Here is a 14,950-nt window from a genome sequence, read left to right as displayed (position 1 = left end):
TGCCTACATTTCACATTTATTCAGCCAGCCCTAATTAATGGAAACGTTTTTGCTAACCAATTGTTAGCTTTAGGAACCCTCCAGACTTTTAACTTCTTAGCAAGTTTAATTTTTAAAAAATCTCTGAGTTGGTTGGCATCGGGCCAATTTACTGAATTTGCATAGGGTTTAATGAGTTTAATTGTTGAATAAATGTAGCGCGATCGCGCTGGTTAACTCCAAAAATTGTTACTGTTTGATAAGGTTTCTGTTGTGGGGGAAAATTAGATTTAATTAACACATAAGAAGGTGTAGAAGCAGTTTCTCCTCGTTGGCTGATTCGTCCGCCAACATTAGCATTTCCATTTCCTTCTTGATTGACACCTTTAAAGCCACTACTATAAAGGAAATCTAAACCTTCTCCCCGTACTTTTAACCCCAATCCTTCGTTTTGCCAATTATTGACAGTTCCAGGATATTTTAAACTAGGACAAGAAATTAAATAAATTTGAGTCTGACTATTCAAAACGTCTTGAGAGCGATTGCCAGGATTTCCGGGAGGACAATTAGCAGGATTTCCTATGGCAGACTGTAGGGCAAGCAAAGAATCTCTTACCTCTCTAAGAAACTGCTGCCATAGTTCTTGATTACGAGGTAGTTTTTTAGTGTCAATTTCCCAATGGCATCCCCTTAATCCTATTGTATTATTCCAATGCAACGATCGTCTCGATCCTCTCCCAATTCCTGCTAAATGAGAAGATAATTGCAATAACTTTTCTGCTAAGTTGAGAGCATCCTGATTTTTAGCTTCTAGTAGAATATTACCTTCACAAAAATAAGGACGATTGCGATCACCTTTTTCCTCTTTCCAATCTACAGAAATACGAATTAGTCCTTCTTGAGCTTGCGGTTCAATAGTACCAAATAACCTACCTTCTAAATCTTTACATTGCTGCGGTGAATAAATACTTAATCCTACTGCACGAAACCAATAACGCAGCATCCCTCGCACTGCTACGGGACGAAATTCATTATTTCCCTGATATTGATTATCTTTAGCGGGAGGATTTGCGCCATATATCCCTTGCGTCCATAATTTAAAAGCATGGGAAGAGTGATGAGACAAACTAGAAGCAACAGATGTTCTACCATACCCCGCACTAACCCGCGAACCAATTCCTGCTGATAAAGCTAGTTGTAACCAATCTTTGACTGTGCTGACATCTTCTAATTTACCTCTGCTGGTACGAGTCAACCCAATTAAAATCTCAGGTTCTTCCATTGACAACAGATAATGGGGGACAGGTTGATAGCATACTCGGTTATTTTCCCAACTCCATTGAGGATTAGCGATATCTACAGTCAAACAAGGTGCAGTGGGAAAAGCATCAAGAAATTGAACGCAACCGATACCATCCTCTAGTGTCCCCAGAAGTCGATTTACCTCAGCTTCTGGTCGATGTTGTCTTGCCCAAGCTCTTACTACACCTTTTAAACTACTAGAAGGGATATAAGGTACACCATAGACTGGATGAAATACAGGAAGAAGTAACTCCTGAAAACCGCGCATTCCTCCTACACGCAGCCTCCAGATGAATTCAACAGTCAGAGTTTCATCAGCTAATCGTTTAGTTTTCTCAGTTAATTGTTGGTATAAAGACTGACAAGTTTTATCCGCCGCCGCCGCTTCTATTAGAACTGGTTTAGCTGTGTCATTATTATTAAATAATCGATGATTCAGTGCTTGTAGAGGACTGGTTAATTTCCGACTGGTTGGATTATTTGTTCTTGCTGTCGATCTTGTCATTGCAGTAATGGAGGAAGGGGCTAACTGTCCAACTTTGAAATTAATCTTTTGATTTTTCCAGTGTGGCGGAAACTTGGCTTGTAATTTCTGCCATTTAGCACTTGCTTTTTTTTTCGCTTCTTCGTCAGAAAAATAAATAGTTATTTCTGTACCTATTTCTAACTGACTATCTTTATACAAGTCATAAAGAGGATTTTTATCTTTTTGGAGTTTTTTCAAAAATTTCTGCCATTCTTGTTGTGCCGTCATGATTGTTCTGCCTCTCCTAAGACTGCTGGCGACCAAAAAGACCACTCTTTTGCTAATTTAATTGCCAAGTGATTGAGGGCGGTATATTTTCTTAAAGGCATATGAATTAATGTGCCTTGATCATTAACATCAAAATCTGCCTCGCTAAACTCTTTGAGCTTAGTAAGAAATTTTTGATAAACTTTCCCTTTATAGCGTGTATCTTCGGCAGTTCCACCGAGAAATTTTTGCATATCTCCACTAAGTCGATGCAATCCCCAAGTAGATATATAAGTGCTTAATCCTTGAACTAATCCACTAGCTTTTTTGTGGTAATTTACTGCTAACTCACTTTTTATTTCAACTAAAGCGTTATGTGCTTGTTTGCTAAATTGACGCGAATCTAATTTCATTTTTGGCTTCCTGTAGTAGTTTCAGTAGTTTCAATTGTTTTTAGATCGCACCAACCGCGACCTAATCCTTCTAGACCTCCAAATTGTAGTTTATTTTTAAGTAATTCGCTAGTTTTTGCTCGAATATTCTGAGTATTTTCGGTTTGTTTGACAGGTTTCATTCCCCAAGGAAAGAAAAGTACAGTTTCAGGGGGAATGGCTTCTTCCGAGCGAAAAGAACCACCTTTAACAGTTTTTTCGCCTTCATTAAGAGCAACGCGCACTTCTCGCTGCAATCCCGTTTCTACCAAAGCAATACAGTCTTCATCATCCACAATGACTAGCTTTTTCAGAAGCTGATTAATCATCCCATTAGCATTAGTAAGATTTTGAAGAGATTGTGAGAGGCTATTAGAATCATTAGTATTTAGTTGCCCTAGGGCATTTTGTTGCAGAATTGCAGTTTGCAAGTAAAGGGGTTCGGGTGTAAAGCTAACTAAAGCTGGTCTTGCTTCTGTAATTTGCTCTCGACAGTTTTGAATTAATTGAGTTAAAGGGGAATTTTTCAACCAACGATTCCAACGTTCTAGCCAGAGAGGACAGGTAATCCAGACTAAGTGATGACTTAAGGATGCGATCGGAAAAAACAGGAGAGTTGCCTCAGCAAACCAAACTTCTCCTTCTGTGGGTTGTTGTCCATCTTTGATTTTTTGACCGAAAAACTGAGAGACTTCTTTTGCTAATGCTTTTTCTTCTTCACTTTGAGGATTGCTCGGTTCTAAGGCAGAGCGAATTTTACCTCTCAAGGAGGAAGCAGGAAGATAGGGAAACTCGGTATGGACTTCGCGGGCGATTCCCATTAAATTGCCCTCATCAGCACTTCCGCCCGTGTGTAAAGGGGTCAGCAGATATAGATATGTTAAATAAGTATTCATAATGGTGTATTACCCCATAATAATTTACCATAGTTGAGTTTTTGAAAACTGGTTAACCAATTCCCCGTCGATTCAGGTTTAGGTAAGAGTGCCTCAGTTTCAGATGGAATCTGGTTAAAGATATAGACAGTCCCAGGTGGAACAAAGGCTCGTTGTGGCAATAAAGCAAATTCCTCATCTCCTTTTGCTTCTGAGTTAGGGGATGATGATCCCGAAGAAATCTGCGAAGCTGTGCGCTCCTGATTCTCTTTACCAAAGGAAATAACTAACTTGCGCCTAATTTGAGAAACACCACCCCACAATAAAGGACGATCGCTAACACATCCTGCTAAGATGGGTTGCCAATCACAGGGATAAACCCCATAAACGGCTTCCTCCTTAACCGCTAGTCCGGGGGTGAGTAAATAAGCAAAATCACCTGTTGTATTGGTCTTAGGATTAAGCAGTGTTTGATCAGCATCGGACAAAGTAAATGGGATGACAATCGCCCGATGTCCTTCTCCTCCCAACCGTACTACTGTTTCCCCTAACTTTATACTAATTCCCGCTACTAATCGCCAACCTGGTTTAAGACGAATCGCTACTTCAGTAAAATAGCCATCTTCATCTTTTACTTGTCGCTTATCCGCTTGCATTTGAATATGAGGCATAATCTGCACATTCCAAGGATCATCCTGAAATTGTGTAGGATCTTTAAGTTCTTTTCCTTGTAGATATTCGCTTAAAGCTTCTGCTGTAATCCAAGGATAGGGACGACAGAAAAATTCTCTTCTGTTCTCTTCTTCAACTAGCTCTCTAAAAGGAGCTACCATTGGAGCTAATCCCGCCTCGTCGAACAACAAATGTTCCCAAGCTTTATCTGTTCGATCAACAGGTTGAAGACGTAAAGTTCGATGCCATTCGGGGGCTTGCTTTTCTAAATTATCTTCTTCTCTTTCCTCTTCTTTTGTTTCCTCATCTTTTGGCTGACTCTTTTTGCTCCAACTCACTGCAACTAAATCCTTAGGAGTGGGAAAACATAATCTATCTTGGGGACTTAAGAGAAATGGGCCTATAAAATCTAAATCTTTGACATCTTTGGATAAAGTCGAGCGCAATGCTTGAAAAACTGTACTGGGAAACGGGGGAAATAGTCCTTTTGCCCAAGCACTCTCCCCTGGACTAAAAGGTTTAGCTTCCCGAAATAACAATACATCTAAAGGAGCGATCTCATACCAATACATTTGCTGTTCACCCATAGTTTATTACTCAGTTTCTCCCCATTTCATTTGTTGCATCCTTTTGTTATTCCAGAAAGCACTAAACCGCAAAAGATTAGCTAAATCCTTTTCGGTCGTACCTAAAGGGACTTCTTTTTCAGTTTTATTTTTATTTACTTGATTATAGGTTTGATAAGCCCAGTTTTCCCACTGATCCAACCAATTTAGCAAGTTTTCTTGAATATGAGACTCTAGTGTTTGATCTCGACGGTTGATGATCACTTGTGCGGCTTTTCTCAATAAGCGATCGCTTTCAGTAACACAAGCATGACGGGGTAATTCTTCGGCTAATCGATAGAACAACGCACTCAAATCTTGCTGATCATACTGCATAAAATTCCACCATAAGTCTAATAACTCCCCTTTCATCAAGGCTTCTAAAGTGTTACCCGAACCATAAATCACCCGAAAACAGAGTCCATCTTTTCCATATAACTTTTTAGCACGGTCTTTTTCAGCCGTCCACAGGCTTTCTAATACGGTAGGAAGAGGTACACTTTTATGAGCGATAACAATGCCTAGACTCATGGTTGCCCCATCTCCCATCGTAAAATAGGGACGTTTTTGTAATCCTTGCAGAGATTGTTTAGGAGTCCAGTAACCCCCCTCTGTGCTGAATTCTCTTTCTGGATCTGGGTCAGCACACCAAGCAGCACGAAGCGATCGCAAATATCCCGGTAAATCTGCTAGAGGTAACACTGCCATCACATCATCACCGCCACTATAGACGACTTTACCACAATAACGTTCTTCCGTAAGGTAGGGTACTAAGCGATTAGAAAAGTCTAATAAGGCGCGATTTAACCCGACATGGGTTGCTGGCCCCATGCGTTTTTGCGTTGCTAGTAAATCTGGATAATCTTGATGATTTTTGACATTTTCTGCGATCGCATCTGTGATTAAATACTCTTTGTATTTCTTTAATTTTGACCCAGAGACATATTTCCCCATCCCATCCCCATCACCGAGGACAATTACCCACCAATCGGCTGGACTTCCTTCGCCAAATTTTGCTTTTTTATGCGCTTCTTCAACTAAACTTCTTAATGTTGCTGTTTCTTGAGCGTTACAATTCATGTCATCAGCTAACCATTTACTGGAAAACATGACTCCATTAAAATTCTGTCCATTCCTATTTTCTGGATTAATTTGCCGATCAACTTTTGATATCTGATAAGGACGACCACGAGTACGGGAGGCAAAAGTGTCTGCTTTGTTAGGTAATTGTTGGTTAATAAGTGTGTTAAGACAATTCCAATAGTTGCGTGTTTTTTGTCCTCCTTTTTTAAAATCTTCGTAAGCAAATCTTGCAGCAGCAATAGAACTTAAATTGGGAAACCGAATTAAATTATCATAGTTAGTATCATCTTCTTGCCCTAGATTAATTCCCAAAGATTCAGCAACTCCCCCATATCGCCAAGCCATGCGTTTTGTTAATTCGATCGCATTCAATTTTTCTGAACCATTAAATAACCCTGGATAAACTTCAGCCATTAATCGCCAAAATAGACCCATTGATCGAGCCGAAAGTCCACCTCCATTTTTAAACTGCCCATGATAATGTAATTGGGGATGAACTGCGCTAAACTGACCCGATAAAGTGGAACGTTCCCCAGGTGCTGTAGGAATTGCCCAAGTGCGAGTATTTTTTACGGCTTGAGTAGACTGTCCCAAACGAGCTTGTAATGCCCCCCACCAAGTACCAGTATTTATCTGTTCGTAAAGGTTTTCTTCGGCTGTTGTAGGTAGAGATTCAGCTAAATGAGGAGGGGCGATCGCATTTTGAGCTTGTTTCCATTGCTGATAATTTTCCTCTGTGGGATTAATAGTTAATGGCTGCTCTGGATTGCCTAGAGGCATTGCAGTCCAGTAAGTTTCCCAAGTTTTGTCTATTTGTGCTTCCCAGAGTTTATTCCACTCCCAACAACTACCATGATGTCCTATCTGCCATTTTTTTAAATCTCGTTTACATATTTCTTGTTCGCTTAAAAACTCCTTTAATAATATTTCATCTATTTTCTGCTGATTTTTAGTATCTTTAAGAAACTCTAGGGTTCGTTTTTTGATATCTTCCCTAACTTTTTTGGCAATCTCTGACCATTCTTTTATTAAACATTTTTTTAATTTCTCTCCCAATTCTCTAGCTGCTTCTTTACCAGGAACTAAAGCCATAATCACATTAGGAAATCCAGCCGTACTTAAACTTGTAGAGATGCCATTATCAAATCTACCAACTGGAGATGTTCCGTCTTGAAAAGAAGCAAAATTAGCCGCAAAATCTGGATATTTTTTAATAATTAAAGCATCGATAATTTCTTGACTCCAAAGAGAAGGAGTAATCACAGCATCAGACCCATAAGTTTCGGCAATATACCAACAGAGTTTAACACTGAGATAGTGCAGTAGATAGGAACCTGCCCAAAAATCGACAAATTTTCGGGATGCTTTGATAAATTCTTGTACTGGGGAGAAGGTAAAGAGAAAAAGATAAGGATGTTGGGATTTACCTCCTTCTTGCCAATGTTCGGGATACATCGCCCCAACTAGAGCGGAAACTGTACTTTTGTAGCTATGTAGGGGACAATCAGGAAGGATGCTGTGAGCAGGATAGAGGAAAAAATCATTCTGGTTTTGTCGGATGAGTTCGGGATAAAATCGCCAAAACCACCAAAATAGTTTTTCTATATCCGTTTCTGAGGTAATTTCTGCGGGAATTTCTGGTCTTAAGTCTTGTGAAGTAATATTTCGAGTTTGTCCACTGATGGGATGTTTCACGCTATTAATATTAGTGCCTTGAGCCTCTCCTAGATTAACGCGATCAGATGAACTAGCTATTTGCAGGGGTAACTCTTCTGGGTGAATAGACTGTAATTGTTGCAAAATAGATTTGTCTTCTAGCAAGGCACAAAGTTTACGAGAATAGAAATTTTTTGAATTAATAGGGGACTCTGATTCTGGCATAATCATAAATTGCTAAGGCCTCTCTTTAAACTTTATCACGAAAACAAAGATAGTTAAGCAAAATAATTGATTAACTATACTGACAGGGGGACAAGCGAGCTAGAAAACTTGCCAACAAAGGCTTCTGGCTTCTCTCGCTAGAAATAGATCGAGCGATTCTAGGCAAAAAACTAACGAAAGAATTAGGGATAGGAGCGAGCTTACTAGGAATTATTATTAATAAGTGAGAGATGGTGCGGCGAACTTTTTCGAGCTAAAACCATGAAAAGCTTACGATATATGAATTTTAGCTTTCTTGTCCCCCTGTTAGCAGATATACACATACTTTTTTCTTCTCAATATTCTTCTCACTTGCGAGCCACTCAGTTTAATTCCTGTTTCCTTTTCTAGATGCTCTGCTAATCTTGCCGCTGTCCATCTCCCGAATTCATATCCCAATTCCTTCGGGTCTTCATCAACTATTTTCAATAGTAAATTAATATATTCCTCTGTGGCTTTTTTATGATTTCCATTTTTTCTCCCATCTTCTAGACTTTCTATATTGTTAGGATCGCCATGAACACACCAATGGGCGACTGTTTTGAGTGAACAGCCAATAAACTCAGCTATTTCTCGTTGAGTTTTTCCGTCGTTTAGCAAGAGAAACCTTAAAATTCTTTCCCTAACCTCTGCTCTTTCTTCTTCTTTAAGAGCTTTTTGTAAGTTTTTCTTTTCTTCTAAGTCTAGGAAATCTTTGGCTGGCATAAGTAGGAATTTTCTCAAGTTACTATGGCTCTTCGTTACTTGTTATGGTTCGATAGGGGGACATAAATCGACTAAATCCTTATCTGGCAAAAGATTTAACTGATTAGCTCGCTCTAGATCAAAAACAATTGACAAAAATCGTCCAATGTCTTTCTCTATAAGGGTTCCATCTCTTATAACCCCCGTCCATTACATAACACAAACCGAAGAACCGTTACTATTTCTATTTTAGGTGGTTTAAGTGCGTTTTAGCTTATGTAAAAACGGAAGAGCCTAAAAAACTAACAGAGTCACTAGCAGTAACAGTGCCAGATTAGTCGGCCAATAAAGTAGCTTTGGGATTAAGTTGTTTTTATAATGAATCCAATCAAGTTTGATGTTAGAAGCAAAAAGGATGGCATTAATTGCCACTAAAATGATCATTATATATAGTATGAAATAGAAATAATCTAAATAAATAATACCTGCTGTGACAATTTTTTGTCTGAGATTAATCTGGTCGATAATGATAATAAAAAGAAAAGCCCCACAAGCAGAAACGATCTCTAAAGCGGTAAAATCTTGATTTTCACCACTCTCTTTATGTTTGATGATCAGTATTTGAATACAAAAAAGCAGTAATAGGACAACAATAATTATCATCATATTGCTGATCAGTACATTGATAAAATTTCGTTGGACAATAACCGTAAAATAGAGTTCGGGAAAATTGTCCTGGCCGATATAGCTGTTAATGCCAAAATTGGTATTATAGTTATTGAGTTTGTACTGGAAAAAACTACTCTTAATATCCCAACCAGGCAAAACAAAATTCTCTGCTAAACCGGGTAGGGAAGTAGGAATCATCAAATCGTAGGCATCAAAATCTGGAGTGAGGATGATATTTTTGTAGAAGTCTTTAGGCCAGAGGCGAATCCAGACATCTTTAACATCAAAGGGATACTTAGAATAATCAAAGTTTTCCCGGAGTTTAGCTTCAAAATACCAGAGGATCACTTCAAAATTTTGGTCTTGATGACGATAAATTTCAGTCACATTGGGATCAACTGCTTCGGGAAGGATAAAACCCCGACTGACGCTTTGAGGGATATTCTTATCATACTTTTGCCAAATATAGCCCGTGATAAACACATCATTAGCATCTTCAAATTCTAGAGACTGCACAAAAACTCCTGTGGGAATATAGAGGGGGGAGTCTTTAGGGTTTTCGGATTTACGAGATCGCAGGAATTTATTTAAACCCGCTTTTTTCAGAAGCACTATATTGTTTTTCTGTTCGATTTTATGTTCAGAGATTTGGAGATACCAAATAAATCCGATTCCCGCCAGCAAGACAACAGAAGTGGAAGAAGAGACAGCCCAAAGACTGCGAACACTGCCTTTATAAGCGCGAAATAGTAGGATAAATAGAAAAAAGAAAAAGCTAATTATTTGTAAGTTAATCAGGATAAGTTTATTATGTAAGCTCTTGGTGTTTACTAAAATTTCATCTTGAATGAAGACAGCAGCTAATGTCCAACCTGTAGTAGGAATAGGTTCAAAAAATATCCAGCTAGATTGTCCCGTTAAGGGATTTTCAAAATCCATTTCAATCTTAGATCCTTTGAGAGCTTTTTCGGCTGGAACTCGCAATTTTTCGGGTTTATACCCTTGAGAAATTATTTGAAAGATAGTTTTTTGCTCTTTAACCCAATCTTCTCTAGGACTATAGATCAAAGTTCCTTTTTTAGATAGGATAAATCCGTAGCCAGTCTTACCTAGTTTGAGCGAGTTCATTAAGTTTTTCAACCCATCTAGGGAATAGTTGGCGAAGACTACCCCAGAGGGAATCTTTTTTTTTGTTTTTGGATTAAGGCGATAAAAAGGAGTGCCAAATTCTGCGAGGAAAGTGTTAGTTGCCGCTCCAAAATAAGGTTCTAGCCAAACTGAACCGGAGGCTAAGGACTGGATATACCGATCCCCCTTTCCGGGTTGAGTATAATCGTAAAAAGATTCCAGTTGCAGTAATTGCAGTTTACCCTGTTTTCTGATGTAGTAGGGAGCATACAGACGCATCTGGGAATTGTAAGTATAGGGAGTATAAGCCGCACCGACACCGAACCAATTGGGATTTTGTTCTATCGTGCTTTTTAATCGCTCAAGCAACTGTTGATCTTTAAGTTTTCCTTTACTGATATCGTGGGCGATAGAATTGGCACTATTCTGGAGTTTACGAAGCTGGGTATCGATTTCTTTAGCGGCGCGGACAGCTTCTTGTCGGGCATTATTTTTCGCTGTTTCTCTGGTTTGATTTTTCTCCCGCCAGTAAGCATAAATGGTGAAGGTTGCCAACAAGAAACTGATGACGCAGAGAGACAGGGACAGTCTAAAGATTCGTTTTTGCCAAGGATTGGTTTGAGTTTGCATTTTGACTTAACCTTATTTTATTTCAATAATCTTTGTCGAGAATCCGATCACAAAGACGGCGATCGCTCTCTGTCACCTCAGAGTTATGCTGTAAATAATCCTTTAACCACTTGCAAGCGTATCTTTGGATATCTTTAGGTGTTACATGGCGAGCCAAATCCCAAATAATTATTGTTTTGTTGCTGCTCCCGGAGACAAGAGTTTTACCGTCTTGACTAAAATGGATGGCGTTAACATCAGCCCCAAACCCCGGCAGCATATTCACTAAAGTACCGTCAAGTTGCCAAATTTTAATGGTATCATCACTACTAGCCGAAGCAATTTGTTGTCCGTCGGGGCTAAATTTAACGTCCAACACCGAATTAGAATGTCCTTCGATGGTTTTAACAGAGGAAGGAAGCCATTGTCCCTTTTCATCAGTCTTCCAGAGTTTAATAGTATTGTCGCCACTTCCAGAAACGAGCATTCTACCGTCTGGGCTGAAATCAATCGCTAAAATGGGACTTAGATGTTCTTTAAGAGTGAGAATACTTATCAAAGTGCCATGGCCATCTAGCCGCCAGATTTTGATCCTATTATCGGCACTTCCAGAAGCAATAAACTTACCATCTGGGCTAATCGCCACTGTCTCAACCACCTCAGTGTGTCCTCTCAGGGTATTGAGCAATTTACCATCTCGCCGCCAGATTTTCAGTGTTTTGTCCCAATTCCCTGAGACAATAAACTTACTGTCGGGGCTAATTACGAGGTCGTTAATACCACCAGTGCCTCCTTTCAGGCTATTGAGCAATTTACCATCTCGCCGCCAGATGTTCACCTTTCCGTCTGGACTTCCTGAAACAATAAATTGACCATTAGGACTAATCTTGACAGAGCTAACTGAACCTTTATGTCCTAGTAGGGTACTCAGGGTGCCATCGCGTTTCCAGAGTTTGAGTGTTTTATCCCAACTTCCTGAGACAATTAGATCAGCATTCCAATCTATAGCCGACACCACATCGCTATGGCCAAAAAGAGTCGTTGCTAATTCATTGTAAGGTTTCCAGAGTCTAACCTCGTTGTCGTCACTCCCCGAGGCAATTTGCAGATTTTTACCGTCGTTATGGACATCAACCGTATTAACTGCATCGCTATGTCCCCGGAGAGTCATCAATAAAGTGCCGTCAAGTTTCCAGAGTCTGACCGTTTTGTCATCACTTCCCGAAACGATTTGCTCACCATCTGGGGTGAAGGTAAGCCCATAAATAGGATCTTCCTGGCCGTAAAAGGTGATAGTCGGCGAGGTACCGTCTAGCTTCCAGAGTTTGAGCGTTTTGTCATAACTTCCTGAAGCAATCCACTGACCGTCAGGGCTGAAAACCACTAGGTTTACCGGTCCCTCGTGTTCTTCCAGCGTCTTCAACAAGGTCCCGTCTCGCCTCCAGATTCGGATTATTTTGTCCCTATGACCTGAGGCAATCAACTGACCATCGGGGCTGAAAGCGACTGTATAAACATAACTCCAATTCTGATTACCTTTCAGTGTCTTCAATAAGGTCCCGTCTCGTTTCCAGAGTTTAACAGTGGTATCGTTACCAGCAGAGGCAATCAACTGACCATCCGGGCTGAAAGCCACTGCGTTAACTCTATCCCGATGTCCCTTCAGTGTCTTTAATAGGGTCCCGTCTGTTTTCCAAAGTTTGATTGTCTTGTCTGTACTAGCGGAGGCGATCAACTGACCATCGGGGCTGAAAGCCACTGCATTTACTGAACCTTTGTGTCCACCACGCTTTTCATCAAGAGTGGCTAATAAACTTCCGTCTCTTTTCCAGAGTTTGAGCGTATTGTCTGCACTAGCGGAGGCAATCATCTCACCATCGGGGCTAAATTTGACTCCTAAAACATCGCCATAATGTCCTGAGAAGATATTAGCTTGTTTGATGCCATAGAGGGCTATCTTTAGGATATCTTTCAGATTGTTTTTTAGCTTGGGCGGTAGATTAACGAAAGGTCTTGACTCTAAATCTATTTCTAGCCGCTTGGCTTTGATGGCTGCTGTCAACGCTTCCAATTGTTCATTTAAGGCAAAGGAAGCTTGACTGGTTCGACCGACCGCGACAATCTCGCTAATGGCTGCTTGGCGATACTCCTTGGCGGCAAAAAAACCCAAGCAAGTCGCCACTCCCCCAAGCAAACTTACTACGATTAGCAATTGCTTTTGCCGTCTGGCATTTTTTTTCTCTTGTTCTAGGCGTTTTTCTACCTCTTGGGTTCGTTCTTGCTGAAGCTTGAGTAAATGTTGTTGTCGTTCTTTTTCTGCTGTTTCCGCCGCTTCAATGGCTGTCTGACTAGCTTGAATAAATTCCTTATGTAACTCGGTTGCCGGGGGTTGTTTATTTTGTTCCTCAATTTTCTTTAACCAAGTTTGAGCGAGGACAAATTCACTGCCCCGGAGTAGTAAGTCAGCATTTTCTTGGCTATTTTCCCATTCTTTTGCTCTCTGTAACCATTTGCTATGGTTATGAACGTGATCTCTGTCTGTATGTATGGTTCTAACTAACTGAGTAAAATTGGTCAGAAAGTCCCCACCATGCTGACTAAAATCAAGCCACTGAATACTAGCTAAGGCAGCGGGCAAATCTTTGGCTGCAACTTTTTGGTGTAAGATCGGGATAATTCGCTTATTTAATTTTTGGGCATATTCCACCTCATCAGAACAATAAGGTGAATTGATTGATTGGGGAGAAATGATAAATACAAAGTTGTCGGAAATTTCAATGCCTTGATAAATTTCTCGCCGAAAATCTTCTCCAGAAGCTATACTTTCTTGATCGAACCAAGTGAGCTTACCGAGTGAAGACAGAGCCTCATTTAATCTTCTTGCTAAATCTGAATCGGCACGAGAATAAGAGATAAAAACTTCTAAAGAAGATGGTTTATGTTGATTGAGACTAGCGATAATAAATTCTTCCTGTATCGGTAAGGGAGGGGATTCTTTTCGCTGTTTAGCTACCTTCAGCCAAGCTTCAAAATGTTGGAGATTATAGCCCCGGAATAGGACACTAGGGTTGTGGGTTTGCTGCTGCCATTTCAAGGCTTTGACTAACAGCACTTTATGACTTTCATAATAAGCAACATCACTGTTTAATTCCCTCAACAATTTATCGATACTACTGCGATATTTGTCCCGATCTTCATGTTCAGTTAAGTCAATAAATTGTAATTTCTGTAGCTGGGATGGTATTAACTCAATATCGGTCTTTTCAATCAGCAAAGGAATAATGCGTTTGTTGGTAGCAAAAGCGTGAGCAAGTTCGAGATTACAGTATGATGATTGCAGGGCTTCTGGAGATATTAAATAAACAAAGTTATCCGCCCCTTCAATACCTTTATTAATTTGCTCCTGAAAGGCAGTTCCCGTTTTAATATCTGTCTGATTAGTCCAGATGGTAAAGCCTTCTCGCATCAAAGCCTTGCCAATTTTCTCCTTGATGACATTATCTTTTTCTGACGATGACAGGAAAACCTGTGTCATCAAATTATTAGCATTTTTACTGCTTTCGCTAATAAATTCGCAGTGTAAATCTGTAGGCAGACAGGGCGGCTGTTCCTCAGTAAATCTATGTTTTAACCACTTTTCTGCTGCCTGTCTCTCTTCGCCAATTAACAGATAATTAGTTTGCTGCTGATTCCTCAACCAATTTAAGGCTTTAACCAAAAGAATACTGTGGTTTTCCACATAATGTTGTTGCTGATAAATTGCGCTAATCAAGCCAGCAAAAGAACTTTCAAAATCATCAATTTCTTCTCGGAAATAGATCCAGTTAATTTTGCCGATCACTGGGTGCATATTCGGAAAACTAGAATGCCTTCCCTCAGCTTGATATTCTTGCCAGTCAGCTTCAGTTTTATCTGTATTTCTTTGCCGCCAAGTTTCTTGGCTAATTTGTTCAACATGAAGCAGCGGAATAATGCGCTTGTTGTACTTAATCGCTAGATTAATTTCTTTCAGGCAATATGGGGAATTAACTGAATGAGGGGCGATGATAAAAATAAAGTTATGTGTCCTCTCGATGCCATCATTAATCTGTTCTTGATAGTCCACAGCCAAGGGAATATCTTCTTGGTCGAACCAGACGTTTAAGCCTTCTGCTGCCAACCTTTGATTAAGTTTGATAGCAAAAGCTTTACTATCAGCACGTCCATAGGAGATAAAGACATCAAAGAAATTTTTCATTTTACTCTCCCTGTGGACTTTAG

Annotated in this window: 7 protein-coding genes and 1 pseudogene; all 8 read right to left on the bottom strand. The window is 39.9% G+C overall.

Features of this window, described 5'->3' with window-relative positions:
- Positions 1–148 precede the first annotated feature (148 nt).
- Positions 149–2,035 (bottom strand): RAMP superfamily CRISPR-associated protein, encoded by a 1,887-nt coding sequence (locus tag B5D77_RS07660; RefSeq protein ID WP_106908577.1) that lies wholly within the window; start codon positions 2,033–2,035, stop codon positions 149–151.
- Entirely contained in the window at positions 2,032–2,427 is a 396-nt protein-coding gene (locus B5D77_RS07655; RefSeq protein WP_106908576.1) for a hypothetical protein, read from the bottom strand. Before B5D77_RS07655 ends, B5D77_RS07660 begins: the two co-directional genes overlap by 4 nt.
- Entirely contained in the window at positions 2,424–3,341 is a 918-nt protein-coding gene (cmr4, locus tag B5D77_RS07650; protein ID WP_008197473.1) for a type III-B CRISPR module RAMP protein Cmr4, read from the bottom strand. Before cmr4 ends, B5D77_RS07655 begins: the two co-directional genes overlap by 4 nt.
- Positions 3,338–4,579, bottom strand: a complete 1,242-nt coding sequence (locus tag B5D77_RS07645) for a type III-B CRISPR module-associated Cmr3 family protein (RefSeq protein ID WP_008197471.1) — start codon at positions 4,577–4,579, stop codon at positions 3,338–3,340. Before B5D77_RS07645 ends, cmr4 begins: the two co-directional genes overlap by 4 nt.
- Positions 4,580–4,585: 6 nt before the next feature.
- Positions 4,586–7,561: a type III-B CRISPR-associated protein Cas10/Cmr2 gene (gene cas10 / locus B5D77_RS07640; protein ID WP_254053053.1), complete on the bottom strand. Its 2,976-nt coding sequence runs from the start codon at positions 7,559–7,561 to the stop codon at positions 4,586–4,588.
- Between the two features lie 312 nt (positions 7,562–7,873).
- A pseudogene (locus B5D77_RS07635) lies at positions 7,874–8,305 on the bottom strand (IS630 family transposase); the annotation flags it as partial.
- 273 nt (positions 8,306–8,578) lie between these two features.
- Entirely contained in the window at positions 8,579–10,711 is a 2,133-nt protein-coding gene (locus tag B5D77_RS07630; protein WP_106908574.1) for a cache domain-containing protein, read from the bottom strand.
- A 22-nt stretch (positions 10,712–10,733) separates the two neighbouring features.
- Positions 10,734–14,927, bottom strand: a complete 4,194-nt coding sequence (locus B5D77_RS07625) for a TIR domain-containing protein (RefSeq protein WP_106908573.1) — start codon at positions 14,925–14,927, stop codon at positions 10,734–10,736.
- Positions 14,928–14,950: the final 23 nt, after the last annotated feature.

The organism is Microcystis sp. MC19 (genome assembly GCF_003019735.1).
Taxonomy (GTDB): Bacteria; Cyanobacteriota; Cyanobacteriia; order Cyanobacteriales; family Microcystaceae; genus Microcystis.
Note: the sequence above shows the minus strand (reverse complement) of the source record. Positions and strands in the feature narration are given on the sequence as shown.

Coding starts and splice junctions, on each gene's coding strand:
- cas10 (WP_254053053.1), bottom strand. CDS start 7,561: ATGCCAGAATCAGAGTCCCCTATTAATTCAAAAAATTTCTATTCTCGT.
- B5D77_RS07660 (WP_106908577.1), bottom strand. CDS start 2,035: ATGACGGCACAACAAGAATGGCAGAAATTTTTGAAAAAACTCCAAAAA.
- B5D77_RS07625 (WP_106908573.1), bottom strand. CDS start 14,927: ATGAAAAATTTCTTTGATGTCTTTATCTCCTATGGACGTGCTGATAGT.
- B5D77_RS07655 (WP_106908576.1), bottom strand. CDS start 2,427: ATGAAATTAGATTCGCGTCAATTTAGCAAACAAGCACATAACGCTTTA.
- B5D77_RS07630 (WP_106908574.1), bottom strand. CDS start 10,711: ATGCAAACTCAAACCAATCCTTGGCAAAAACGAATCTTTAGACTGTCC.
- B5D77_RS07645 (WP_008197471.1), bottom strand. CDS start 4,579: ATGGGTGAACAGCAAATGTATTGGTATGAGATCGCTCCTTTAGATGTA.
- cmr4 (WP_008197473.1), bottom strand. CDS start 3,341: ATGAATACTTATTTAACATATCTATATCTGCTGACCCCTTTACACACG.